At 40.7% G+C, this 24,849-nt stretch carries 22 protein-coding genes; 7 read left to right on the top strand and 15 right to left on the bottom strand.

What is annotated here, in order from left to right; translation table 11 throughout:
- Nucleotides 1-208: 208 nt before the first annotated feature.
- Both HMPREF1517_RS01135 and HMPREF1517_RS01130 read right to left on the bottom strand, forming a co-directional pair.
- Entirely contained in the window at nt 209-2,989 is a 2,781-nt protein-coding gene (locus HMPREF1517_RS01135; RefSeq protein WP_037599040.1) for a cation-translocating P-type ATPase, read from the bottom strand.
- Nucleotides 2,990-3,105: 116 nt separating this feature from the next.
- Nucleotides 3,106-4,737 (bottom strand): putative polysaccharide biosynthesis protein, encoded by a 1,632-nt coding sequence (locus HMPREF1517_RS01130; protein WP_014633916.1) that lies wholly within the window; start codon nt 4,735-4,737, stop codon nt 3,106-3,108.
- A gap of 94 nt (nt 4,738-4,831) precedes the next feature.
- Here HMPREF1517_RS01130 and HMPREF1517_RS01125 point away from each other — a divergent pair, with 94 nt between their 5' ends.
- Nucleotides 4,832-6,277: a UDP-N-acetylmuramoyl-L-alanyl-D-glutamate--L-lysine ligase gene (locus HMPREF1517_RS01125; protein WP_021143575.1), complete on the top strand. Its 1,446-nt coding sequence runs from the start codon at nt 4,832-4,834 to the stop codon at nt 6,275-6,277.
- 62 nt (nt 6,278-6,339) lie between these two features.
- Here HMPREF1517_RS01125 and HMPREF1517_RS01120 read toward each other — a convergent pair whose 3' ends face one another.
- The 12 genes from HMPREF1517_RS01120 to HMPREF1517_RS01065 all read right to left on the bottom strand — a co-directional run bounded on the left by HMPREF1517_RS01120 (nt 6,340) and on the right by HMPREF1517_RS01065 (nt 18,213).
- Entirely contained in the window at nt 6,340-7,572 is a 1,233-nt protein-coding gene (locus HMPREF1517_RS01120; RefSeq protein WP_037599039.1) for a lipid II:glycine glycyltransferase FemX, read from the bottom strand.
- 293 nt (nt 7,573-7,865) lie between these two features.
- Entirely contained in the window at nt 7,866-8,429 is a 564-nt protein-coding gene (locus tag HMPREF1517_RS01115) for a TIGR00730 family Rossman fold protein (RefSeq protein ID WP_014633913.1), read from the bottom strand.
- 64 nt (nt 8,430-8,493) lie between these two features.
- On the bottom strand, nt 8,494-8,847 hold the full coding sequence (gene rbfA, locus HMPREF1517_RS01110) for a 30S ribosome-binding factor RbfA (RefSeq protein ID WP_002883798.1): 354 nt from the start codon (nt 8,845-8,847) through the stop codon (nt 8,494-8,496).
- Nucleotides 8,848-8,942: 95 nt separating this feature from the next.
- Nucleotides 8,943-11,777: a translation initiation factor IF-2 gene (infB, locus tag HMPREF1517_RS01105; protein ID WP_037599038.1), complete on the bottom strand. Its 2,835-nt coding sequence runs from the start codon at nt 11,775-11,777 to the stop codon at nt 8,943-8,945.
- 18 nt (nt 11,778-11,795) lie between these two features.
- Nucleotides 11,796-12,098 carry a YlxQ-related RNA-binding protein gene (locus HMPREF1517_RS01100; RefSeq protein ID WP_002883776.1) on the bottom strand — a complete coding sequence of 101 codons (303 nt, stop codon included), beginning with the start codon at nt 12,096-12,098 and terminating at the stop codon, nt 11,796-11,798.
- The gene (gene rnpM / locus HMPREF1517_RS01095) at nt 12,091-12,387 is read right to left on the bottom strand and encodes an RNase P modulator RnpM (RefSeq protein ID WP_002883779.1); all 297 of its coding nucleotides are present in this window, start codon (nt 12,385-12,387) and stop codon (nt 12,091-12,093) included. Before rnpM ends, HMPREF1517_RS01100 begins: the two co-directional genes overlap by 8 nt.
- Before the next feature lie 20 nt (nt 12,388-12,407).
- A complete protein-coding gene (gene nusA / locus HMPREF1517_RS01090; RefSeq protein WP_002883755.1) occupies nt 12,408-13,607 on the bottom strand; it encodes a transcription termination factor NusA in 1,200 nt (399 codons plus the stop codon).
- Between the two features lie 65 nt (nt 13,608-13,672).
- The gene (gene rimP / locus HMPREF1517_RS01085) at nt 13,673-14,146 is read right to left on the bottom strand and encodes a ribosome maturation factor RimP (RefSeq protein WP_037599037.1); all 474 of its coding nucleotides are present in this window, start codon (nt 14,144-14,146) and stop codon (nt 13,673-13,675) included.
- 152 nt (nt 14,147-14,298) lie between these two features.
- Nucleotides 14,299-15,552 (bottom strand): glycopolymer--peptidoglycan transferase LytR, encoded by a 1,254-nt coding sequence (gene lytR / locus HMPREF1517_RS01080; protein WP_037599036.1) that lies wholly within the window; start codon nt 15,550-15,552, stop codon nt 14,299-14,301.
- Nucleotides 15,553-15,560: 8 nt separating this feature from the next.
- A complete protein-coding gene (locus HMPREF1517_RS01075; RefSeq protein ID WP_037599035.1) occupies nt 15,561-16,082 on the bottom strand; it encodes a GNAT family N-acetyltransferase in 522 nt (173 codons plus the stop codon).
- Nucleotides 16,075-16,518 (bottom strand): tRNA (adenosine(37)-N6)-threonylcarbamoyltransferase complex ATPase subunit type 1 TsaE, encoded by a 444-nt coding sequence (gene tsaE, locus HMPREF1517_RS01070; protein WP_014633907.1) that lies wholly within the window; start codon nt 16,516-16,518, stop codon nt 16,075-16,077. Before tsaE ends, HMPREF1517_RS01075 begins: the two co-directional genes overlap by 8 nt.
- Before the next feature lie 273 nt (nt 16,519-16,791).
- Entirely contained in the window at nt 16,792-18,213 is a 1,422-nt protein-coding gene (locus HMPREF1517_RS01065; protein WP_037599034.1) for an NCS2 family permease, read from the bottom strand.
- 208 nt (nt 18,214-18,421) lie between these two features.
- Here HMPREF1517_RS01065 and HMPREF1517_RS01060 point away from each other — a divergent pair, with 208 nt between their 5' ends.
- On the top strand, nt 18,422-19,234 hold the full coding sequence (locus tag HMPREF1517_RS01060; protein WP_037599033.1) for a Cof-type HAD-IIB family hydrolase: 813 nt from the start codon (nt 18,422-18,424) through the stop codon (nt 19,232-19,234).
- Nucleotides 19,235-19,278: 44 nt separating this feature from the next.
- On the opposite strand, the gene HMPREF1517_RS01055 is transcribed toward HMPREF1517_RS01060, so the two are convergent.
- The gene (locus HMPREF1517_RS01055) at nt 19,279-20,010 is read right to left on the bottom strand and encodes a cyclase family protein (RefSeq protein ID WP_037599032.1); all 732 of its coding nucleotides are present in this window, start codon (nt 20,008-20,010) and stop codon (nt 19,279-19,281) included.
- Between the two features lie 386 nt (nt 20,011-20,396).
- On the opposite strand from HMPREF1517_RS01055, the gene HMPREF1517_RS01050 reads away from it, so the two are divergent.
- The 5 genes from HMPREF1517_RS01050 to HMPREF1517_RS01030 all read left to right on the top strand — a co-directional run bounded on the left by HMPREF1517_RS01050 (nt 20,397) and on the right by HMPREF1517_RS01030 (nt 24,809).
- A complete protein-coding gene (locus HMPREF1517_RS01050) occupies nt 20,397-21,404 on the top strand; it encodes a PTS sugar transporter subunit IIB (RefSeq protein WP_021143568.1) in 1,008 nt (335 codons plus the stop codon).
- 17 nt (nt 21,405-21,421) lie between these two features.
- Nucleotides 21,422-22,222: a PTS mannose/fructose/sorbose transporter subunit IIC gene (locus tag HMPREF1517_RS01045; RefSeq protein ID WP_002886606.1), complete on the top strand. Its 801-nt coding sequence runs from the start codon at nt 21,422-21,424 to the stop codon at nt 22,220-22,222.
- 15 nt (nt 22,223-22,237) lie between these two features.
- The gene (locus tag HMPREF1517_RS01040) at nt 22,238-23,152 is read left to right on the top strand and encodes a PTS system mannose/fructose/sorbose family transporter subunit IID (RefSeq protein WP_014633903.1); all 915 of its coding nucleotides are present in this window, start codon (nt 22,238-22,240) and stop codon (nt 23,150-23,152) included.
- A gap of 12 nt (nt 23,153-23,164) precedes the next feature.
- On the top strand, nt 23,165-23,551 hold the full coding sequence (locus HMPREF1517_RS01035) for a DUF956 family protein (protein WP_014633902.1): 387 nt from the start codon (nt 23,165-23,167) through the stop codon (nt 23,549-23,551).
- Between the two features lie 265 nt (nt 23,552-23,816).
- Nucleotides 23,817-24,809, top strand: coding sequence for a PTS sugar transporter subunit IIB (locus tag HMPREF1517_RS01030; protein ID WP_002883770.1), 993 nt, complete (start codon nt 23,817-23,819; stop codon nt 24,807-24,809).
- The last annotated feature ends 40 nt before the right edge of the window (nt 24,810-24,849 follow it).

The raw sequence follows: 24,849 nt of genomic DNA, 5'->3' as shown, positions 1-24,849 counted from the left end.
TTCATCATACGGATTCTTGATAGTTAGTTATAGTTTATTTCTATAACCTAAAAAGACAGATAGATACTGACTCTAATTTAAAATAAGCCCAATTTTTGAGATTTTCGAAAGTAGGTTTTCAAGCATCAAAAAGTGCCTGAAACATTATCGTTTCAGGCGCTAAGAAATGATTTAAAAGTCTTGCTTCAATCTAAGGTATGCCACTGACTTACTTTTTATCAAATAAGCGATATCTGATTTCTTCCAAAGCCATAATAACAAACGGACAAGCAAGTAAATAGAGCCAATCATCAAGTCCAATAGGTGCAGTGTTAAATAACGTGTGGAAGAAAGGCACGTAAGACAGGAGGATAAAGAGGACAATTTCTAAAACAATCCCTAAGCTAATAATACGATTAGCAAATGGATTAACTTGGAATATAGACCCTCTACCTTTACGACTATTCATAGCCATACCAATTTGGGTAAAGATAATAGCACCTAAGGTCATAGTGGTTGCCTCTCGATAAAGAGGACCTGAGCTGGCCAAATGGTTTAAATTACCTTGATTAACCCAATAATTAAGGAAGAAAGCCCCCATAGCTAAGGCTGCTTCAATCAGTCCATACCAGACAAAAGCTTTAATCAATAATTGTCGATTGAGCAAGCGATCTGAAAGACGTCTTGGCGGTCTATCCATAACGCCCTCTTCAGGTGGTTCAACCCCCAATCCCAAAGCAGGTACCATATCTGTCCCCAAGTCAATAGCTAGGATTTGCATAACCGTTAAGGGAAGAGGTATGCGTCCCAAAGAGAACAAGAAGAAAGCAGAGGGTACGGCTTCTGGCGTGTTGGAATTAAAAATATAAGTCAGGAATTTTTGAATATTTCTATAAACTGCACGACCTTCTTCGACAGCATGAACAATAGAAGCAAAATGATCATCTGTTAAGATCATATCTGCAGATTCCTTGGCAACATCAGTTCCTGATACCCCCATAGCTACACCGATATCAGCTTTTTTAAGGGCAGGGGCGTCATTAACACCATCACCAGTAACAGCGACAACTTCACCAAGCTCTTGAAGGGCATTGACCACACGGTATTTTTGTTCAGGAGCCACACGAGCAAAAACGATTTCGCCTTTAAGAGCTTCTTTAAGCTGATTGTCATCCATACCAGCTAGTTCAAGGCCTGAAACAACACGCGCATCGTCTCCTTGTACAATTCCGATTTTCTTAGCAATGCTAAGAGCTGTCAAACCATAATCACCTGTCACCATGATAATACGAATACTAGCTCTATGGCATTTTTCAATGGCTTCACGCACACCCTGACGTGGCGGATCACTCATGGCAACCAAGCCTAGAAAGACCATATTGTCCTCCAAGGTCTGCATGTCCCATTTGTCTTCTCCAATATGCTCACTGTCTAAAGGTCTATAGGCCACAGCTAAAACACGTAAACCGTCTCGGGCAAACTGGTCGTTGGCCGCAAGGATAGCCTGACGCTCAGTAGCTGTCAATGATTTAATCATTCCTTGATTATCATAATAGTCTGAGCAAAGCTCCATCACTTCTTTCGGAGCACCTTTGGTGATAGAAATATGCTGACTGCCATCTAATCCTAACTCAAGCTTATGCACTGTTGTCATCCGTTTACGATCAGAATCAAAGGGGATTTCCTTGAGGCGAGGGGCCCAAGTATGATTGTCATTTAAATTAATTCCTGCTTTTTCGGCGAGAACATTAAGACAAGCCTCAGTTGGATCACCTAAAATTGTAAAATTGGGATTATCAGCACTAGGGGCCACAACTTGAGCATTACTAGCCAAATGAGAGAATCGTACCAAACGATTAAGAAGCTCATTGTCTTCAAGAGAAATAGGTCGTCCTTCCTGCTCAATCTGTCCTTCTGATGCATAACCTAGCCCAGTTACCTCATAACTGTCTGACAAAGTCCACAGATGGTTAACCGTCATGGCATTTTGCGTCAAAGTCCCTGTTTTATCCGAACAAATAACAGAAGTTGCTCCCAACGTCTCAACCGAAGACAGTTTCTTAACCAAAGCATGGTCCTTAGCCATGCGCTGAACGGCCATGGCTAAAGATAGAGTAACTGTGGGAAGAAGTCCTTCAGGAATAAAGGCCACAATCATCCCCAATGCAAAAATAAAGGCTTGAGACAAAGGCTGATGGACAAATAGAGTCGCTGCCACCATAAAGAAGAGACCTACAGACACCGCAATAACTGAAATCTGTTTAGTCAAATGGTCTAATTCTTTCTGAAGGGGACTCTTTTCCTGAGCAAGATTCTGTGTCAAATCCGCAATCTGTCCAAACTCAGTTTTCATCCCGATAGCAGATACTATAAAATGTCCAGAACCAGAAGAGACAGTAGTCCCTGCAAATACCATATTGTCATACTCTAACTCAGTCTTGTCGGGAGTCAAATCTGCTTGATCTGACTTATAAATAGGATTAGACTCACCAGTGAGGGCAGACTGGTTAACCTGCAAATCTGTCACAGCGACCAAGCGTCCATCTGCAGAAATACGGTCTCCTTCTTCAATGAAAACCAAGTCACCTGGCACCAAGTCCTGAGCTAGAATCTTATCCTCCTTACCATCACGAAGAACTCGCGCATAGGATGGAAGAAGCTTATTAAGAGCTGCCGTAGCCTGACTCGCCCTATATTCTTGAATAAAGCTAAAGAGACCATTAATAATGTTGACCAACCAAATTGCAATCCCCAACTCTAAACTATGAGAAAGCATGGCGATAAAGCCACCACCCCACAATAAGAGTGCCATAAGACTAGTAAAATGTCTGAAAAAGGTCAGCCAAATAGGCTCCTTCTTACTTTCCTTCAATTGGTTAGGGCCATACGTCGCCTGCCTCTCCTTAACCTCTTGTGAGCTCAAACCCTGAGGGCTTGTCTGCAAGACTTGGTAAACTTGTTCGGGAGGATAGGTCCCTAATTTTATATGTTCTTGTCTAGAATCAACCATAATCCTTTCCTCGATTCTAAATCATTAAAACGATTTCATTTTTTCACCCCTATTATACTCCTTTTTCAGAAAAGGTTGAAAAGAAAAAAACCAAGCCACATGACTTGGTTTAGATTTTATTTAATATGTAATTTAGCACGCAGACTAGCAGCTCGGGCACCAAGTAGTTGGTCAGCCATACGAGTTACAAGAGCAAGAACGCCGTAGACACCGATTCCAAGGCCTCCTCCAATGACCAAGTAAATCACACTACCCATACGGCTTGTTGGTGACAATACAAACTGGAACAACCAATAGAAGATCGCAACTGGAATAGCCATGAGTACCGTAAGGATACAGATGAGCAAGGCTTTTCTAAACACTGTCTTACGACTAAAGTGCGTAACAGTGTGGAGGTGATTATACATGAGAGCAATTGGAACACCTAAACCGATGGCTGTTGAAATAACCGGGCCAAGGGCTCCTAAGAAAATAATCAATGGCAGCTGTAGAATAGCCTTAACTAAAACCCCAATCGCAAAATAGTTGATAGCTTTGCGGGTTTCAAAGATTGCCTGAAGCATTGGTGCTAAAACGCTATACAAGGCCAAGAAAATAACTTGAATCAGACTGGCTACAAAGAGCAAGTGGGCCTGACTATCTGGCGCACCATAAAAGACTGTATAAAGTGGTTTAGCTAAAATCACTGATCCTACAATGGCAGGAACAATAAAGAGCAAAAGCAACTGTAAGTTATTAATAATCAGTTTAGCTGCTCCCCTAAGATCCTTCTTAACCATATTTTCAGTCAAGAGTGGAATCCCAACCCCAGCAATGGAGATAGCTACAGCAATCAAAATCATAGTAATCTTACTTGGGTTTGAAGACAAGTAAGCATAGAGAACCTGAAGCTGACTGTTGCTATAGCTTGTAAACTTCTCCATAGTACGGATAAAGGTCCATTGGTCAATCAACTGGAAAAGTTGAACTGCTGACCCAGTAATAATGAAAGGAATGGCTTCCTTAAAGGTTTCAATAACAATTGCAGTTGGATTGATATCCGGATGAACAGCCTGCTTGCCAAAAAGACTCTTGAGTTTACCCTCCTTCCAAAGGTAGAAGAAAAGCACCCCATAACTAGCCAACATACCGATAAAAGCGGCAAAAGTCGATTGGACAACTGCTGTCACATAATCGCCTGTCCCAATTTTCATGATGAAGAAGGTCGCCAACAGCATCCAAATAACACGGATAATCTGTTCCGCAATCTGACTCAAGGCATAAGGTTTCATGTTGTTAAAGCCTTGGAAAAAGCCTCGTAAAACAGACATCGATGGGAAAATAACAACTGCCCAAGAAAGACTACGCATGACGCGAACCAGATCCTCGTCTCCCCCAGAAAGGTAAGACATCCACGGCGAAGCAAAGTACATGAAAACGCCAAAGATAAGTCCGAGACCAATCATGTAATACAAGATACGCTTGAGTAAGAAGAAACTCGTCTCCATCTTTCCAAGTGTGTTGTATTTAGACACCTGTTTGGCAATTGCGACTGGAATACCTGCTGTTGAAATCAAGAGGAAAAGAGCATAAATATTATACCCTTGACCAAAAAGGGCATTGGCTTGGTCACCTTGTTTACCCATCCAAGCATACCAAGGAATAATGTAGAGTGCCCCCAATAGACGACTGATAATATTGGATGCTGTCATCCATGCCGTCCCTCTTAGCATCTGCTGCTGCTGTGTATCAGTTTTAGTTTCAGTCATAACTTTCTTTCTAGAGAATAAAATATAATCTAGTTTATTATAAACTTTTGGCTGTGACTTGTAAAACAAGAACATTAAGGCTAAAATAGGAACTATGATTACTATTGAACAAGTTCTAGAGGTTCTTAAAAAGGACCATAATTTTAGAGATATTATCGACCAAGACAACTACTACTATTCATGGACTGGGGTGACTTTTGATCATCTTTCTTATGATAGTCGTGATGTCACACCATCGTCCCTCTTCTTTGCCAAAGGAGCTGCTTTCAAGCCTGAATTTTTAGAGAATGCTGTCAAAGCTGGCTTGAGTTTCTACGTGGCTGAGAAAGATTATCAAGTGGGAATACCTGCCATTATCGTATCAGATATTAAGCAGGCTATGAGCCTCGTTGCTCAGGCCTTCTACCAATACCCTCAAGACAAGCTTAAATTGCTGGCTTTCACTGGGACAAAAGGGAAAACAACAGCAGCCTACTTTGCCTTCAATATTCTCAAGCAAAGTCATAAACCTGCTATGCTTTCAACCATGAACACGACACTAGACGGAAAAAACTTCTTCAAGTCTACCTTAACAACACCTGAGAGTTTGGACCTTTTCCGTATGATGGCTGAAGCTGTTGCTAATGGCATGACCCATCTGATTATGGAAGTCTCAAGTCAAGCCTATCTGACTAAGCGTGTCTATGGACTGACTTTTGATGTAGGTGTCTTTCTTAACATCAGCCCAGACCATATTGGGCCTATTGAACACCCAACCTTTGAAGACTACTTCTACCATAAGCGTCTTCTCTTGGAAAACAGTCGAGTTGTTATTGTTAATAGCGGTATGGATCACTTTGATTTTATCGCTGAGGAAGTTGTGGATAAAGAGCATGACTTCTATGGTAAAAACTCCGACAACGCTGTTAAACATGGCTCTGGTTTTAGCTTTAAGGCAAGTGGGAAATTAGCCGGTGACTATGATATCCAACTTATCGGTGACTTTAACCAGGACAATGCTATGGCTGCTGGTCTGGCCTGCCTACGTCTCGGAGCTAGCCTTCAAGACATCAAGGAAGGAATCGCTCAAACCTCTGTTCCAGGGCGTATGGAGGTTCTAACCCAAACTAATGGGGCTAAGACATTTGTTGACTATGCTCACAATGGAGATAGCCTAGATAAGCTCTTACAAGTCGTAACCAGCCATCAAGATGGTCGTATTAGTCTAATTCTAGGGGCTCCAGGAAATAAGGGTGAAAGCCGTCGTAAAGACTTTGGACATGTCCTCAATACCTACCCTGATGTTGATGTCATCCTAACAGCCGATGATCCTAACAAGGAGGATCCTCTTGCTATCTGTCAGGAAATTGCTAGTCACATCAGTCGCGAGGTTCGTATCATTGTCGATCGAGAGGAAGCAATCAAAACAGCAATGTCTGAGACTACAGACTCTAAAGACGCTGTGGTTATTGCCGGTAAAGGTGCCGATGCCTTCCAGATCGTAAATGGTAAACGCGATAACTATGCTGGCGATATTGAAGTCGCTAAAAAATATTTGTAAACTAAAAAAAGTCAATTGAGGTAATGAATTTAACCTCAATTGACTTTTTTCTATACAAGGAACTAGTCTTTACCTAGTGTTTTCTTAAAAATATCATAGAAAGGATTTAGGGTTTTATCAAAAGAGCCAACAAGAGTCTCTAATTGCCCACCAAACTGACGCTTGAAGTTAAAATTCCCTTTTCCAGCACTTGCCGCTTCAGTTTCGATTGTCCCATAAAAATTAAACCGCTCTTTTCCCTCACACTTAGCATATTGTAGCATTTCCCAATGAAGAAGGACTGCTCCACCAAAATTAAGGTAGGCTTCATCATTCCCACCGTAAAAGCTGACAATTTCTGAACCATAATCCATAAAAAGATAGGCCGAAAGAGGTAATTTGTCACCAGTGACTTGGTAGGTCTTAAATTGCTCTAAACGTTTATAGTAACTTCTAAGCTGATCTTCGGCATCCGCAATCTGACCCTTGGTTCGTTTTTTCTGTGGGCCATCTTTTAAAGCCTGAATCTTAGCTTCAAAAGATTTAATATTCTCATCAAGATAAGCCAAATAAGCTGGACAATCCAAATAAGCCAACATAAACTTTGCAGATTCTCCAAAGTTCCTCTTCAAATCTTGGAAATAGGTCAATGGATGAACTGAAAATCCTTTTCTCTCTGCTGTCCGAACTAGGATGTCATAAAACTGATTGAGATTGTCCTCACGTAGTTCTTCAACTTTGACATGCAAAGCAGTGAATTTTTTTAAATCTCGCTTCAAAGATGGTGAAAAAGCTGCGAGCATCTCATCAGAAGTCGTAAAGGTATCAATTGGTTTTACAAACATCTGATTAACAACTAGAGCCTGTTCTGGATCTAAATACTGCTCAAAACCTAATTTTTCAAATACCTTGGAGACCTCATCAGCCTTTTCTTCTTCAATGATTTCAAGTTCTTCATTCCTAATAAAATCGGTAAGATAGGGATGGATAGAAAGTGATGCAATATTTTTCTTTTTTAAGTAGAGTATCAAGGCCTCTAGAAGGTCTGTCAAATCAGCTATAGAATTGTAATCTAGCAAGGGTCCATGAAACAAGAGAGCTTTTCTAAAGATACGAAAGCTTCTTCTATAGACAACGATGGCTTGACCTATCCGCAGGCCATCCCTTTCAAAAACCAGAGCCTCTACTTCTCCGATATGATTACGGCTTAGCTGAAGCTTAGCCATCTCAGCTGACTGTAAAAAGTTGGCATCTTTATAGTTTGTCTGTGTTTTTTGATAGTCATCAAAACTCACATGTTTAACCATAATAGACATACTTATCATTCCTTCCATTTCATCCTATATCCCACATTCCCCATAAAAATAAATGATTGGCAAAGTTTTCCTAACCAAGTGGGGTACTAAGTATTCATGGATATTACTCACAGATGATGAGGAAAATTTGTTAAATGATTAAATTTACAAACACTATTATATACAAATCCACCATTTTTGTTAAGGTTTTTTTAGTTAATTTTCTGAAATTTAAAAGAAAAAAATAATTACTAACGTCTCTCCATCAAAAAAGCTCTCCTTTTAAACTTAGAGAGCTAACCTATCATATAAAGTTACCGATAACGTCTCAATTGAGGTGGTTCATAAGACTGGACAAAAGCTGCAATTTCTGAAAAATCATCTGTAAAGAGGAATTTTGCTGCTGTTTCAGCCTCCAAAAAATCATGAGCAACCATGGTATCTAACATCGTTTTCATAGCATCATAATAGCCATTGAGATTGAAGAAAACACAGGGTTTGTCCAACTTACCGACTCGAGCAGCTGCAATAGCTTCAGAGATTTCTTCCAGTGTCCCTAAACCTCCTGGAAGGGCGATAAAGAGATCTCCTTGCTCTAGCATGGCAGTCTTTCGTTCTGCCATAGTTTCTACTATGGTCATTGAGGTTAACCCCTCATAAGCTATCTCCCTATCTTTGAGGAATTGTGGCATAATGCCATGAGCCTGTCCACCATTTTCCAAAACCGTATCACCAAGAACTCCCATAAGTCCCATCCTACTGCCACCATAGACTAGGGTATGCCCATTTTTAGCAATCCACTGACCCAAGGCAATTGTTGCTTTCTTAAAGCTAGGATTGTCACCCATATTAGCACCCAAATAGACCGTTACTTTCATTGAAGTCCTCCTTTTTATTCTATTATAACGCAAAATTCCTGCCATAACTGACAGGAATTTTTTCTTAGTCTTTACGCTCCAAATTACGAAGCATTTCATCAATTTTATTACCGTATTCGATAGACTCATCTTTAATAAAGGTCAAATCCGGAATCTTATACATAGTCAATTTTTTACCAAGTTCACGCTTGATTGTCCCAGTAGCCTTTTCAAGACCAGTTTGTGCTTTTTGGTTATCTGAGGCCAAGGTTGAATGAATGGTGTAAAAAATCTTAGCAGCTGACAAATCACCAAGCATCTGTACATCTGTGATAGTGACATCTTGCACGCGTGGATCACGAACTTTCTTTTGAAGAATTTCATTGACCTCACGTTTGATTTCCATACCAACACGGTCTACACGAAATGAATTTCCCATAGTCTTATCCTTTCTCTCTTATTATGATGGAACAAAAGCCAGGCCAGATGACCTAGCTTTGTCTCCTAAGTAAGCTTTCTTAAAAGCTAACAAAATTAACGTTTAATTTCTTCCATAATGTAAGCTTCGATAACGTCATCAACTTTAATATCGTTATAGTTTTCAATCATCAAACCACCCTCTTGAGCGTTTCCGACTTCTTTAACGTCATCTTTAAAGTGTTTCAAGCTTGCCAATTTACCATCAAAAATAACGACACCATCACGAATCACACGGGCACTTGAATCACGAGTAATTTTACCACTAGTAACCATGAACCCACCGATTGTTCCGACTTTAGAAACTTTGAAGGTTTCACGGATAATAGCTTCACCAATGACTTTTTCTTCAAATTCAGGATCAAGCATCCCTTTCATGGCATCTTCGATTTCTTCGATAACCTTGTAGATGATGCTGTGAAGACGAATTTCAACTTCATCAGTTTCCGCTTGTTGACGTGCTTGTGGTGTAGGACGAACGTTAAATCCGATAACAACAGCATCTGAAGCTTCCGCAAGAGTAATATCAGATTCGTTGATAGCACCTACTGCTGAGTGAACAACATTAACACGAACACCCTCAACATCAATCTTAAGAAGTGATGCTGCCAAGGCTTCAACAGAACCTTGTACGTCGGCCTTGATGATAACATTAACAGTCTTCAATTCACCGGCTTTAAGGGTGTCAAAAAGGTTATCAAGACTAACACGATGTGTTTGTTGACGTTGTTTCATAAGGGCACGTTTGGCACGTTCTTCACCGGCTGCACGAGCTGCTTTTTCATCTTCATAAACGGCAAAATGGTCACCCGCCATAGGCGCTTCGTTCAAACCAGTAATTGAAACTGGTGTTGATGGTGCTGCAGTCTTAATACGACGACCAAGGTCATTGGTCATAGCACGGACACGTCCGAAGGTATTACCAACAACGATTGGGTCTTGAACATGCAAAGTACCTTGTTGAACAAGGAGGGTTGCAACCGCACCTTTACCTTTATCCAAACGCGCTTCAATAACGGTACCGATGGCACGAACTGTTGGGTCAGCTTTAAGTTCTTCCACTTCAGCCACAAGAAGAACTGTTTCAAGCAATTCTTCAATATTTTGACCAAACTTCGCTGAAATTTCAACGAATTCGCTATCGCCACCCCATGCTGTTGAGATAACGCCATGCTCTGCCAATTCACCGATTACACGCTCTGGGTTAGCACCTGGTTTATCAATCTTGTTAATCGCAACAATGATTGGAACACCAGCAGCCTTAGAGTGGTTGATGGCTTCAATAGTTTGTGGCATAACACCGTCATCCGCAGCTACAATCAAGATAGTAATATCTGTAACAGAAGCACCACGGGCACGCATAGATGTAAAGGCCGCGTGTCCTGGAGTATCAAGGAAGGTGATTTTCTTACCACCCTCTTCAATTTGGTAGGCACCAATATGCTGTGTGATACCACCAGCTTCTCCAGTCGCAACACGTGAGTTACGAAGGGTATCAAGAAGGGTTGTTTTACCATGGTCAACGTGTCCCATAATAGTAACAACTGGTGCACGTTCTACCATAGCATCTTTATTGAGGTAGTCTTCGTCAACAAAGAAACGTTCGATATCAGCATTATCGACTTCTTCTTTCTTGGTTGCCTCAATACCGTAGTCAACCATCAACAACTCAATAGTATCCCCATCAAGAGATTGGTTCTGAGTTGCCATAACACCCATCATGAAGAGTTTCTTAACGATTTCAGCTGGCTCACGTTTAATACGTTTTGCGATTTCTGCAACCGTCATGCCTTCAGTATATTCAAATTCTTTTGGTAATTCATGGAATTTACGCTCTGTTACTGGTTTTGGAGCTGAATTACCACGGTTATTTTTACCTTTTTTATTTTTGTTTTTATTCCAGTTACTATTTCGTTGATTTCTCACTTGGTTTTGATTATTCCACTTATTATTTCTTGTTTGCTTAGGTCCATCTTCATTCTCGCGACGATTATCACGTGATTTATCTGGACGTGCCTTTTTACGACGTGTATCTTGTGCTTGCGCAGCTGGAGCTGGTTGAGCAACCGGTGCTGGTTTGGGAGCTGGCTTAGCTTCAGCAACTGCTTTTTGAGCAGTGACTTCAGCCTGTTGTTTTTCTTTTCTTGCCTTTTCTTGCTCTTTCGCACGGCGTTGCTCTGCAGCTTTTTCTTCACGGAAGCGTGTTTCACTTTGACGTGAATATTCTGCATTTTGCTCTGCTTTCAAGGCTGCTGCACGCGCTTTAAAGTCAATACGTGGACCTGCCTGATTGTTGCGGGCAGCATCGTTACGTTTATTTCGACCTTGATCATTGCGCTGTTTACCTTGGAAATTACGGTCACGATTACTATTGTTACCGCGGTTCCCATTATTACGGTTGCCTTGACCATTTCCATTTTGGTTGCGACGATCATTATTCTGACGTTTACCTTGATCGTTCCCTTGTTGATTTCGGTTACGATTACGGTTGTCACGGCCTCCGCCGTTTTGACGACGCTCTGCTTCTGCCTTGGCACGTGCTTCACGTTCTGCCTTAAAATTACGGCTTTGTGGTTTTTTCGGAGTCGCAGGGGCTTCTTTGACTTCAGCCTTTGATATTTCTTTAGCTGGAGCTGATTTGGCAACAGGTACCTTATCAACCTTAGGCGCTACCTTTTCCTCTTTAGGAGTTGGTGTCGCTTTAGGAGCTGGCTTGCTTTCAGCCTTAGCTGTTCCCTCTTTTAAACTTGAAGTGATACGATTAGCATCAGCTTCTTCAACTGATGAGGAATGGCTCTTCACAGAAAGACCTAGTTCTTGAGCTTTTGCAACAACAACCTTGCTTTCTACACCAACCTCTTTTGCGATTTCATATAATCGTTTCTTTGACACGTGATGTCCTCCTATTCTTTAGTCCATAAGAGTCCTCATTTTCTTTGAAAATCCAGCATCAACTACAGCAACCGTTTTTCTTGGTTTACCAATAGCCATGCTTAATTCCAGTGCGTTAAACACTGTGGAGACTTCTATATTATAGTAGTTACATTTATCAGTCGTCTTTTTAGTCACGTTACTACCAGCATCATTGGCAAGAAAAACTAGTCTCGCCTGCCCTGATTGAACTGCCTTGATGACAAGTTCTTCGCCAGAAATAAGCTTTCCAGCTCTTTGTGCTAGTCCCAACATATTTGACAATTTTTCTGTGTTATTCAAGACCTAACTCTCTTCTTTTGACCTTGTGATCCACATAAGCAATGAGTTCATCATAAAAACTTTCAGGAACATCCATGGAGAAACTATGGTTAAAAGCACGTTTCTTTTTAGCTTGGAGAGCTTCTTCATTATCTAGTTTAATGTAAGCACCTCGGCCATTTTTCTTTCCTGTTGGATCAATGAAAATCTCACCATCTTTAGTTTTTACGATGCGGAGCAAATCACGTTTATCAATGATTTCTCCTGAGACAACTGATTTGCGTAAAGGTATTTTTCGTGTTTTAGCCATCAAACACCTCTATGTTCTTCTTATTCTGCTTCTGTTGTTTCAATTACTTCTTCTGTTGTGACTTCAACAGGTGTAGCATCTTCTGCAACAATCTCGTCAACAACTTCCTCAGTAGCAGCCTCAGCTTTTTCAGCTTCGAGTGCTTCATATTCAGAAGCTGACTTGATGTCAATACGGTAACCAGTCAAATGAGCTGCCAAACGAACGTTTTGTCCACGACGACCAATTGCAAGAGATAATTTGTTATCTGGTACAACTACTGTCGCACGTTTGCTATCATCTTCGTCAAAGAGAACATAGTCCACTTCAGCCGGTGCAATAGCATTGTAGATAAATTCAGCTGGATCTTCAACCCATTGAATAACATCAATATTTTCCTCAACAGGAACTTCAATTCCTGTCTTAGCATCCAAACGTGTTGGGTGGAAACGGCTGACAACTTTCTTGATGTTGCTTCCACCACGACCAACGATAGTACCAATAGCATCAACGTTAGGGTTATGACTGCGAACAGCAACTTTGGTACGATCACCAGCTTCACGAGACACGCTCATGATTTCTACAGTTCCATCAAATACTTCAGGAATTTCTTGTTCCATGATACGTTTGATGAATTCTGGATGGCTACGGCTTACAAAGACGTTAACACCTTTAGGGTTGTTTTCAACTTTATAAACATAAACATCGATGACGTCGTGTGACTTAAAGCTTTCGCCAGGAATTTGGTCTTGGCGTGACAATTGAGCTTCTAGCGTTCCAAGATTCACATAAATGAAACGTTGGTCAAAGCGTTCAACTGTTCCTTGCATGATTTCACCTTCATGTTGCTTATAGTCATTATAAGTGATTTCACGCATCTGCTTGCGCATCTTTTCCATAATGGTTTGTTTGGCAGATTGCGCTGCGACACGGCCAAATTCATCGACTGACTCTTCAAAACGAATCTTGTCACCAAGCTCGTAGGCAGAGCTGATAGCAAGGGCATCTTTCAAGCTAATTTCCAAACGACTATCAAAGACTTCGTCTACAACTTCACGAACGGTATAAACTTGAAAATCACCTGTTTTTTCATTGAATTCAACTACAGCTGATTCTGACTGACCATAACGACGCTTGTAGGCTGACTTAAGCGATTCAACCACAGCATCAATGATGTCTTCCTTGTTAATGTGTTTTTCTTCTTCCAAGACACGGAAGGCTTCTAGCATTTCTTTGCTCATATTCTTTGTTGTTTTAGCCTCTAGTGGCCAAAACTGGCATCCTTTCTTTATTTACACTAAGAGTTTTAGAGTTTGACTGCCAAACGAGCTTTAGCAACTGTTTGATAGGGAATCTCAACAGTTTTATGGCGAGTCTTATCAAGGTAATCAATTGTTAGGGTTTCCCCATCAAAGGCCACCAAGTCACCTTGGAAAATCTTGATCTTATCAATAGCCTTGTAAAGACTAACATTGATATATTGACCAACAGCATTTGTCAAAGCTTCTTTGGTTTTTAAGGGACGCTCTAACCCTGGACTAGAAACTTCCAGCATGTATTGATCCGGGAAAGGATCAGGCTGAATAGTATCCAAGAGGGGACTGATAATTTCAGTCAAGTTTGCAGTATCTTCTACAGTAATACCTCCTGGCTTATCAATCAAAACTGACAAGACATAGTCACCGCCAAGCTTTTCGTACTCGATATCGACTAGTTCGTATGGCTCAGGAATAGCTGGAGCTACGACTGCCGTCACGAGATCAATAATTTTTTGCGACATTATGACCTCCTTACACACACAAGAGACGAAGTTTCTACTCCGCCTCTCTTTCGTTATTTTCCTATATTATAGCATAGCTCAAAAGCCATTGCAAGGAATAACCATATTGCTATCATTTCATAACAAAAAGGTTGGGAATCACCCAACCTTATTTATTGCGTCGCTGGAACAGTGCTATAAGTAGTCACACCCGATCCATTATTATTGTATGTAGGGGTTGTCGTACCTTGTTCCTGAACATAATTACCGGTGTTTTCACTATAGTTATTGCTATAGGTAGTGCCTCCATTGTAGGTACTTACCGATCCACCACCTGCTGCCTCAGATGACCCGCCCTCATAATTTGAAGATGCCTCACTCGAAGCCGCACTTCCTTTAGAATTAACGAAATCATCTGAGCCATAGTTAGAGCTACCAGAACCATAGAGAACCAAACTAGTCTTAAGATTAGATTCAGAAACTTTCTTCTTACCAACTTCCTGCTTAATGCGATTTTGCACCTTAAGAATATCCTCAGTGGAGGCTACTTGATAGCTTCCTCCATTGATCATGGCATCCGAACCAGCCAATTGGTATGACTTAATATTTTTAAGGGCATCACTATAACCCATCAAGCTACGCAAAGTATTGGTATCACCAAGATCGATACTGGTTTGAACATTTGAACTTACAGCCGACAAAATTTTCTTGTAAGAACCAATAGAGTCCATCTTCAAAAGCTTAGCTACAACTTTTTGAATAACCTCACGTTGACGTTTTTGGCGACCATAGTCACCATCAGGGTCATCGTAACGCATACGTGAATAGACTAAAGCTTGCTCACCATTGATTTTATGGGTTCCGGGCTCAACTTTTGCCTGAAATTCAGGTTCATTTTCTGCAATCGAAATGGGAAAATCAAAATGATTCGTTACCTCAATACCACCAACAGCATCTACCAGATCAATCATACCCTGCATATTAATCAGTGCATAATAGTCAATATCAATATCTAAAACCTTTTGAATGGTTGAAATAGCCAAGTCAGCACCACCCTCAGCATATGCTGAATTTAGTTTTGCTTCACCCGACCCCTCAATATCTGTCAAAAGGTCACGTTCCAAACTGGTCATGGTTGTTTTCTTAGTCTTAGGGTTCACTGTTACCAAAATCATGGTATCAGAGTTTCCTTCCCAGGTTTCCTTACGTTCTTTGGATCCTGTATCTACCCCCATCAAGAGAATAGTTATAGGCTTAGTCTGTTGAATAGCCTTACTATTCCCCGAAGTTGCTTTAGAAGCCCTAAACGTTTTTGACAATTCGCCTGTGGCATAATTATAAGTTGTCGTTAGGTAAATACCAGCAGCTACTACTGTCGTTGCAAAAATCGCCAACAACATCAATAAAATTTTTCGTCCAAGTTTCATGTTTTTTCCTAATCTATGAGTTTAGCCATAAGGTAAACATCTAGAAATTCTCCATTTTTAGTTCTTGCACCACGTTTCTTAGTGCCTTCAATGTCAAATCCGAATTTTTGATAGAGATGAACCGCCCGTTTATTACGTGCTTGAACCGTCAACTCTAAGCGGCGGATAGTTGGTGTATGATCTGCCCAGTCAATCATTGTTTCCATAAGAAACTGGCCAACACCATTCCCCCAGTAGGGTTTAGAAACCGCAATAAATACGTCGCCGATATGACTGGTCTTAGTATCTTGATCAGAGGTAACATTACAAACACCAATGACCTCATGACCCAATTTTGCCACCAAACAAATCTCATTAAGCCTATGCTGATGACTTTCAATATAAGTGGCTAACTGTTCAACACTCAGTATAGAACTTCTATCATCTTGTGCTAGAAAATCCGATTCCAAGGCTACAGTCTCTAGTAAACGAGCTAGAGAGGCAGCATCCTCTCTTTGAGCTTCCTCAATGACTAATTCTTGCTCAGCCATTTACCATTTCCTCCTGAATCTCCTTACTTCTAGGACCGAAAGATTCAAAAAGCAACTGACGTCCATCTCCATGATGAGATATCGAAATTAGGAGATAATCCCCTAACAGACTCTCGTCTAGGAGCTCACCCCACTCGATGATGGTCACACCTTCACCATACAGAAAATCATCCAAATCAATAGAATCAGGATCATCACCAATGCGGTAGACATCTAAATGATAGAGTGGCAGCCGCCCCTCATACTCCCTTACAATAGTATAGGTTGGACTCTTTATCATCTGTGAAATATCCAAACCTTTGGCAATCCCCTTGGTTAAGGTTGTTTTGCCAGCTCCCAGATCACCTGAGAGAACAATTATATCTCCAGAATCGAGCAGTCGACCTAACTTTTGGCCGATACTAATCAATTCTTCTTCATTTTGACTGTAAATCATGTTTTCATTATATCAAAAAATAAAAATATGGACTAGAATCCACTGTAAAAATACAGTAGAAACTTATAAATATCGAATCATTTAAGTAAGAAGTTAAGATGTGTATTTTAATCTTCAATTTATTTTAACCACATCAACCACTCATAGATTAGAAATCATTTTGTAAAACTTACTATAGATTTGAAAGTTAATCAAAAAAACTCTCTCACATTCCCCAGATAAAATCGCAAAAGAAAAAGCCTGACAAATATACAGACTTTTAACTTTCAAGCTTTAGAACACAGCCATACTGATGAAGTTAAGGATAAACAAGATATCCAAAATCCACATAATAAAGTGGACATCCTTAGTTTGACCTTTGACGATTTTGACCAAAGTATAAGTAAGGAAACCAGCTGCGATACCATAAGTAATACTATATGAGAATCCCATGAAAATAGAAGTGAAGAAGGCAGGAATAGCTTCAGACAAGTCTTCCCAATCGACACTCTTAAGGTTAGAGAGCATCATAACACCTACAATAATAAGAATAGGCGCTGTTGCCGCATTTGGAACGATTGACACCACTGGACTAAAGAAACTAGAAATGGCAAAGAGTACAGCAACCACAAGAGCTGTCAAACCAGTACGTCCACCAGCACCAATACCTGCTGCAGATTCAACGTAAGTTGTAACGTTTGAAGTCCCTGCAATGGCACCAATACTTGTACCAACAAGGTCAGAGTAAAGAGCACGGTCAAGAGCTTTTGATTCGTTGTTATCACCTGTTGAAGCAATGATACCAACCTTCTCACCAGTACCAATCAAGGTACCGATAGTATCGAAGATATCAGTCAATGAAAAGGCAAGAATAGCCATAAAGACACCAGGCAAACGAGAAACATCTGCAAAGAGTGATCCCAATCCCTTAGATCCAAGCGCTGCACCAAAGACCTGACCAAGATCCTTAATAGATGATGTCAAGCTAGCTGCGTGCCAGTCAATGCTTCCAAGATCAACGACACCAGCAAAGATAGCAATGATAGTCGTCACGAGGATTGAAAGAAGAACACCACCACGAATACCTTTAACAATAAAGAAAATCGCAATCGCAAGACCAATCAAACCTACAATTACAGTTGGGTTATTGAAAGCAACCAAACCTGGTGTAGCTGACGATGAAGCTGTAATTGAAGCCTTAGCCATGTCAGCACCTTTGCCTGCTACAGTGTAGGTATGTGGATTAATTGAGAATTTCAAGAAACCAGCATTTTTAATCCCAACATAGGCAAGGAAAACACCGATACCTGCTGAAATAGCAGATTTGAGAGCTGTTGGAATAGACTCAATAATCATCTTACGTACTTTAGTTACCGTGATGATCAATGAAATAACACCACATAGAAAGACCATTGCTAAGGCCTCTTGCCAAGTGTAACCCAAAGAAAAGACCACTGTGTAGGTGAAGAAGGCATTAAGCCCCATACCAGGCGCTTGAGCGTATGGTAGGTTAGCATAAAATGCCATCATCAATGTCCCTGCAACCGCACCAATAATTGTTGCTAAGAAAACACCTTGTGCAGGCATTCCTGTTTGGGCCAACATCGCTGGGTTAACAAAGAGGATGTAAGACATGGCAAAGAAAGTTGTCAATCCGGCAGTCACTTCTGTGCGGACGTCAGTACCATGTTCTTTCAATTTGAAAAACTTTTCCATGAAAGTTTAGACTCCTTAATAAAAAATATTGTCAAAATCCGAATAATTTCGGAACATTCTCATGTAGAATGCAACATTACTATTCTACATGAAATCATTTGACGGTGCAAGGTTTATTTCCTGAGACTTTTCTTATGAAAAACCGAACGTTCTTAGAAAGCTCTTTCTTAATCACCAACAAAGGACAGATTTTTGCTATAATAGGAACATGACAAAAAAATTGATTGCACTAGATCTTGATGGAACGTTATTACGCCCAGATGGAACTATTTCAGAATTTACACAAAAAACGATTAAAGACGTACAAAACAAAGGACACCAAGTCGTTATTGCTACAGGTCGTCCTTATCGTATGGCTATTGAGCATTACAAAACACTAGGGTTAGAAACACCACTCATCACCTTCAACGGCTCTTTGACCAATCTTCCAGACCAAGACTGGGCTTATGAGCATTCGGTTAAATTAGATAAGAAATATCTGATTAGCCTCTTACAACGCCATGATGAATTAGAGATGGATTTTCTGGCTAGTGAATATCGAAAACACTTCTATATCACTATGAATCACCCAGAACGTATCCAACCACAACTCTTTGGTGTTGATAAAATTATTGAGGCTATGCGTTTAGAACCAACTAAAATCACGCGCAACCCAAATGCTCTTCTTATGCAAACTCGTCACGAAGATAAGTACCAGCTAGCCGATGATATCAAGAAAGACTTCAAGGAAGAAATTGAAGTTGATTCTTGGGGTGGCCCGCTTAATATTTTGGAGTTTTCACCTAAAGGTATTAACAAGGCCTACGCCCTAAACTACTTACTTAAGGCTATGCGCAAATCAACGGATGATCTGATTGCTTTTGGAGACGAACACAACGACACAGAGATGTTGGAACTTGCTAAAACTGGTTATGCCATGAAGAATGCTAGCTCTGTCCTTCTCCCCCACGCTAACGAACAAATTGAGTGGACTAATGAAGAGGATGGCGTTGCTCGCAAACTCCAGGAACTCTTCTTATAAATAACAAAAGACACCGAAAATTTCTTCGGTGTTTTTTCTTATGATTAAGGTAAAATAGCCACTGCACGCACTGGGGAGCCTGTCGCCTTGTCCCAGTGAGGAAATGCAATCGAAATCAAAGCACCAACGGCTGGAACTTGATCCAATTGATTCAAAACTTCTACCTGATAAATGTTTTGTTCCAAGAGGTAGTATTCGTTTACCAAACCATGTTCTGCTGCTGGAATGCCAGCATCTGTATCAAAAGTCTCGTGACCGACAGCCTTAACCTGACGTTCATAAATCAAGAATTCTAGAGCTTCACGGCTCCACCCTGGACTCTGTTGAACCCCATTTTCATCAAGGTTGCGCATAGCATCTTGATCTGGCCAACGCTTCGACCAATCACTACGAAAAGCGACAAAGGCCCCTTCAGTAATTTGTCCATATTCTGCTTCAAAGTCTAAGATATCTTGTTTGCTCAAAATAAAGTTTGGATTGGCAGCAACTTCTTTAGACTTGTCGATAACATAGAGTGGTAAAAGAAGATCTTTGAGGGCAATCTCATCCAACCAACGACCACCTTCTACAAAGTGAATCGGTGCATCAATATGCGTTCCGTATTGACCAACCACTGTAAATTTTTGAACATGGAAACCATCTTTTAATGTAAAAAGGTCTTCTTGTTTCAAGGCTGGGAGAGCTGGAAAGTGTGGACTTTCTGCATTAATTTTGTGGGTCAAGTCAACCCATTTCTTAGATTGCAATTCTTTATAAATACTTAGTAAATCTGATATAAGGAGGTCCTCTTTTCTTATAGATTTAACATTAAACAGTTAATTGACAAAAATATAGCAGCCATTACTAGCTATTACAAGCATTTATCTCATTTTATCATAATCCCATTTCCTCTATTTAAATATAGCTTCAAACTATATCTAACACCTTTTGTCTGATTGTCTGAAAAGAAAGTATATTTGCGATAATTTGATATTTTTTTCAATTTTATGACACTTTTATTACGAAAAGCATTGACAAATCTATGATAACGTTTTACAATTAGATTGTTCTAATTTTCGAGGGACTAAAAAAATATTGTTGTCATTTTCATGTCATGAATGATAATACCAATAATCATTTTTCTATTCCTAAGAAGCAATATATAAAAGGAGGAAGAACACTAATGGGTATCGGTATTATTATTGCTAGCCATGGTAAATTCGCTGAAGGTATTCACCAATCAGGTTCTATGATTTTTGGTGAACAAGAGAAAGTTCAAGTGGTTACTTTCATGCCAAATGAAGGTCCTGACGACTTGTACGCTCACTTCAAAGATGCCATCGCTCAATTTGACGCTGACGACGAAATTCTTGTCCTTGCAGACCTTTGGTCTGGGTCACCATTTAACCAGGCAAGCCGTATCAAGGAAGAAAATCCTGATCGCAAGATGGTTATCGTGACAGGACTCAACTTGCCAATGCTTATCCAAGCATATACGGAACGTATGGTAGCTCCTGATGCTGGGGTTGAAGAGATTGTCGCTAACATTTATAAGGAAACAAAAGAAGGCGTTAAAGTCCTTCCAGAAGGCCTTATTCCTAAAGAAGACACTAAACCAGCCGACGCTAAGCCTTCTGTTCCTAAAGGTACCATTCCTGAAGGAACAGTACTTGGTGATGGAAAAATCAAATACGTTTTGGCTCGTGTTGACACACGTCTCCTCCACGGTCAGGTTGCGACTGGTTGGACTCACTCAACTCACCCAGACCGTATCATCGTTGTTTCAGACACTGTTTGTCATGATAAACTTCGTACAAACATGATTAAACAAGCCGCTCCATCTGGTGTTCAAGTTCACGTTATCCCAATTAAAAACATGGTTAAAGCAAACAATGACCCACGTTTTGGAGATACACGTGCTATGCTTCTCTTTGAATCTGTTGAAGATGCTCTTGCTGCTGTTAAAGCAGGTGTTGATGTTAAAGAAATCAACCTTGGTTCTTCAGCTTATAAAGAAGGAAAAGTCAACGTTACTAAGGCTCTTTCATTTGACCAAACAGATGTGGATGCTATCAAAGAGTTGCAATCATTGGGTGTCAAATTTGACGTTCGTGGGGTACCAAGTGATAGCCCAGCAAACGTTGATGCCTTGATTAAGTCAGCTGAAACTAAATTAGCAGAGAAGAAATAATTTTGGAGGATGCATAAATGAGTTTAGTACAAATTATTTTAGTCGTAATTGTTGCTTTCATCATCGGTTGTAGCTCAGTTAACGACCAAATCGAAACATACCAACCAGTTGTGGCTTGTTCCCTTATCGGTCTTGTTACTGGTCATCTCGAACTCGGCGTAATGTTGGGTGGTAGCTTACAATTGATCACTATGGGATGGGCAAACGTTGGTGCTGCCATGGCACCAGATGCCTCACTTGCCGCTGTAGCTTCTACAATCATCCTTATCTTGGGTGGTCAAGGAACTAAAGGGATTGGTCCTGCCATCGCCCTTGCGGTGCCTTTGGCTGTTGCCGGTCTTGCCTTGACAATGGTTGTCCGTACAGCAACTGTCTTCATCGCTCATATTATGGATAGCCGTGCAGAAGCTGCTGATATCGCTGGTGTTGAAAGATGGCACTTTATCGGTATGGCCCTCCAAGGTCTCCGTGTTGCTATCCCTGCCCTCCTCTTGCTCTTGATTCCTGCTCACCTCGTACAATCTGGTCTTGAAGCTATGCCTGAATGGTTAAAATCAGGTATGACAATCGGTGGTGGTATGGTTGTAGCCGTTGGTTATGCCATGGTTATCAACATGATGTCTAGTCGTGAAGTTTGGCCATTCTTCTTCCTTGGTTTTGCTTTGGCTGCCCTCAAAGAGTTGACCTTGATTAGCTTGGGTATCATCGGCCTCTGTCTTGCCGTTATGTACCTTGCGCTTGAAGCTAGTGGTTCAAATGGTTCTTCAAATGATGGAGGATCAGGTGATCCCCTCGGTGAAATTCTGGAAGACTTTTAATTAGGAGGAAAGAAAATGGCTGATTCAAAAATTAAATTAACAAAAGCAGATCGTTTCAAAGCTTTCTTGCGCTCATACTTCCTTTTAGCTTCATTCAACTATGAACGTATGCAAAATGGTGGTGTGGCTTACACCCTTATTCCTGCAATCAAAAAACTTTATCAAACTAAAGAAGACCGTGCTGCTGCGCTTAAGCGTCACTTGGAATTCTTCAATACACAACCTTTCATGGCCAACCCAATCTTTGGGGTTACGCTTGCCTTGGAAGAAGAACGTGCCAACGGTGCTGAGATCGATGATGCGGCTATCTCAGGGGTTAAGGTCGGTATGATGGGACCTCTTGCAGGTGCCGGTGACCCTCTCTTCTGGTTTACCCTTCGTCCAATCTTCCTTTCACTAGGAGCAGGTTTGGCTGTTTCAGGTAACGTCCTAGGCCCAATCGTCTTCTTCGTTCTCTGGAACGTTATGGTTGCCGCTGTTAAATGGTATACTCAAGAATTTGGTTACCGTGCTGGTACTGCGATTACAGACGACTTGTCAGGTAACCTTCTCCAACAAGTAACTCGTGGCGCATCAATGATGGGGATGTTCGTTATCGGTTCTCTTATCCAACGTTGGGTAAGCATTACCTTCACACCAGTTGTCTCTGTTGTTAAACAACAAGAAGGTGCTTATATCGATTGGGATAAACTTCCAAAAGGTATTGCCGGTGTTAAAGCAGCCTTCCTAGAACAAGCTGCTGGTAAATCACTCGAAGCCAACAAGGTAACAACATTGCAAGATAACTTGAACCAATTGATTCCTGGTCTTGCTGCCCTTGGTTTGACTTTCCTCTGTATGTACCTTCTTAAGAGAAAAGTTTCTCCAATCGTTATCATTTTGGGTATCTTTGTTCTAGCTATTGTGCTCCACATTATTGGTGTACTCTAATCGGAGCAAGGTATGGTTAAATCGCTCAATACCGAAATGGCTCACACAACTAAGGGAACTTGGTTTCGTGAAGGGCCTATTTACGGAAATATCATGGTCGGAGATAAGGCTTTCGAATTTTACAATGATACGAAGTTACAAGACTACGTTCAAATTCCTTGGGATGAAATCACTTATGTGATTGCCGATGTCTACTTCGGTGGTAAATTCATCCCACGCTTTGAAATCCGTACTAAGCAAAATGGACGTTTCCGTTTTGCCAGTCGAAAAAGCCGAATAACTTTGAAAGAAATTCAAAAAAGAATTCCTCGAGAAAGTTTAAGAAAAGCACCTAGCTTCATCGTTGTTCTCAAACAAGGCTTTAAGAATCTTTTCCGACTCATTGTCAAGAAGAAATAATCTCCGAATATTATAAAAAGATTGTCCAATCTAATAGTTGGGCAATCTTTTTATAATATTTTGCTCATTTTTGAAAGAAATTGACTTCTTTTGAAATTTTATCTCACTAGCTATTGACATTTACGTGAAAGCGTTTTACAATATAATTGTTCTTGATTTCTTATGTTTAAAAAGATTGAGAGACGCTTTTTTTAGCGTCTTGAAAAAAATCGGAGATAGTCTTTTTAAGCCTAGGAAATAATAATTTATAAGGAGGAGAACACGAATGGGTATCGGTATTATTATTGCCAGCCATGGTAAGTTCGCTGAAGGGATCCACCAATCAGGCTCTATGATTTTTGGAGACCAAGAGAAAGTTCAAGTCGTAACTTTCATGCCAAGTGAAGGTCCTGATGATTTGTACGCTCACTTCAACGACGCCATTGCACAATTCGATGCTGATGATGAAATTCTTGTTTTGGCTGACCTTTGGTCTGGTTCACCATTTAACCAAGCTAGCCGAATTGCTGGAGAAAATCCAGATCGCAAGATTGCTATCATCACAGGACTTAACTTGCCAATGCTAATCCAAGCATACACTGAACGTATGATGGATGCTAACGCTACTGCAGAGCAAGTTGCTGCTAATATCATCAAGGAAGCTAAGGGTGGTATCAAGGCACTTCCAGAGGAGCTTAATCCAGCTGAGGAAACAACAGCAGCTCCTGTAGAAGCTGCTGCACCTCAAGGAGCTATCCCAGAAGGGACAGTTATCGGAGATGGTAAACTCAAGATTAACTTGGCACGTTTGGACACACGTCTCTTGCATGGTCAGGTAGCAACTAACTGGACACCTGCTTCTAAAGCAGACCGTATCATTGTTGCTTCAGATGACGTTGCTAAAGATGAGCTTCGTAAAGAATTGATCAAACAAGCAGCACCAAATGGGGTTAAAGCAAACGTTGTTCCAATTCAAAAATTGATTGATGCTTCTAAGGACCCTCGCTTTGGTAACACACACGCGCTTATCTTGTTCGAAACTGTTCAAGACGCACTTCGTGCTATCGAAGGTGGCGTGCCAATCAAAGAACTTAACGTTGGTTCTATGGCTCACTCAACTGGTAAAACAATGGTTAACAACGTTTTGTCTATGGACAAAGACGATGTTGCTTGCTTCGAAAAATTGCGTGACCTTGGCGTTGAATTCGACGTCCGTAAGGTACCAAATGATTCTAAGAAAGATTTGTTCGACCTTATCAAAAAAGCTAACGTTCAATAACCTTCATTCGGATAAATTAGTTGATAATCTCAGCTAATCA

Source organism: Streptococcus sp. ACS2 (assembly GCF_000525585.1).
Taxonomy (GTDB): Bacteria; Bacillota; Bacilli; order Lactobacillales; family Streptococcaceae; genus Streptococcus.
The sequence above is the reverse complement of the archived record's forward strand: the minus strand, read 5'-3'. Positions and strand labels throughout refer to the sequence as shown.

What these genes read in the sequence shown, in the direction of transcription:
- HMPREF1517_RS01135 (WP_037599040.1), bottom strand. Translation starts at nt 2,989, where the DNA reads ATGGTTGATTCTAGACAAGAACATATAAAATTAGGGACCTATCCTCCC.
- HMPREF1517_RS01130 (WP_014633916.1), bottom strand. Translation starts at nt 4,737, where the DNA reads ATGACTGAAACTAAAACTGATACACAGCAGCAGCAGATGCTAAGAGGG.
- HMPREF1517_RS01125 (WP_021143575.1), top strand. Translation starts at nt 4,832, where the DNA reads ATGATTACTATTGAACAAGTTCTAGAGGTTCTTAAAAAGGACCATAAT.
- HMPREF1517_RS01120 (WP_037599039.1), bottom strand. Translation starts at nt 7,572, where the DNA reads ATGTCTATTATGGTTAAACATGTGAGTTTTGATGACTATCAAAAAACA.
- HMPREF1517_RS01115 (WP_014633913.1), bottom strand. Translation starts at nt 8,429, where the DNA reads ATGAAAGTAACGGTCTATTTGGGTGCTAATATGGGTGACAATCCTAGC.
- rbfA (WP_002883798.1), bottom strand. Translation starts at nt 8,847, where the DNA reads ATGGGAAATTCATTTCGTGTAGACCGTGTTGGTATGGAAATCAAACGT.
- rnpM (WP_002883779.1), bottom strand. Translation starts at nt 12,387, where the DNA reads ATGGCTAAAACACGAAAAATACCTTTACGCAAATCAGTTGTCTCAGGA.
- nusA (WP_002883755.1), bottom strand. Translation starts at nt 13,607, where the DNA reads ATGAGCAAAGAAATGCTAGAAGCCTTCCGTGTCTTGGAAGAAGAAAAA.
- rimP (WP_037599037.1), bottom strand. Translation starts at nt 14,146, where the DNA reads ATGTCGCAAAAAATTATTGATCTCGTGACGGCAGTCGTAGCTCCAGCT.
- lytR (WP_037599036.1), bottom strand. Translation starts at nt 15,552, where the DNA reads ATGAAACTTGGACGAAAAATTTTATTGATGTTGTTGGCGATTTTTGCA.
- HMPREF1517_RS01075 (WP_037599035.1), bottom strand. Translation starts at nt 16,082, where the DNA reads ATGGCTGAGCAAGAATTAGTCATTGAGGAAGCTCAAAGAGAGGATGCT.
- tsaE (WP_014633907.1), bottom strand. Translation starts at nt 16,518, where the DNA reads ATGATTTACAGTCAAAATGAAGAAGAATTGATTAGTATCGGCCAAAAG.
- HMPREF1517_RS01065 (WP_037599034.1), bottom strand. Translation starts at nt 18,213, where the DNA reads ATGGAAAAGTTTTTCAAATTGAAAGAACATGGTACTGACGTCCGCACA.
- HMPREF1517_RS01060 (WP_037599033.1), top strand. Translation starts at nt 18,422, where the DNA reads ATGACAAAAAAATTGATTGCACTAGATCTTGATGGAACGTTATTACGC.
- HMPREF1517_RS01050 (WP_021143568.1), top strand. Translation starts at nt 20,397, where the DNA reads ATGGGTATCGGTATTATTATTGCTAGCCATGGTAAATTCGCTGAAGGT.
- HMPREF1517_RS01045 (WP_002886606.1), top strand. Translation starts at nt 21,422, where the DNA reads ATGAGTTTAGTACAAATTATTTTAGTCGTAATTGTTGCTTTCATCATC.
- HMPREF1517_RS01040 (WP_014633903.1), top strand. Translation starts at nt 22,238, where the DNA reads ATGGCTGATTCAAAAATTAAATTAACAAAAGCAGATCGTTTCAAAGCT.
- HMPREF1517_RS01035 (WP_014633902.1), top strand. Translation starts at nt 23,165, where the DNA reads ATGGTTAAATCGCTCAATACCGAAATGGCTCACACAACTAAGGGAACT.
- HMPREF1517_RS01030 (WP_002883770.1), top strand. Translation starts at nt 23,817, where the DNA reads ATGGGTATCGGTATTATTATTGCCAGCCATGGTAAGTTCGCTGAAGGG.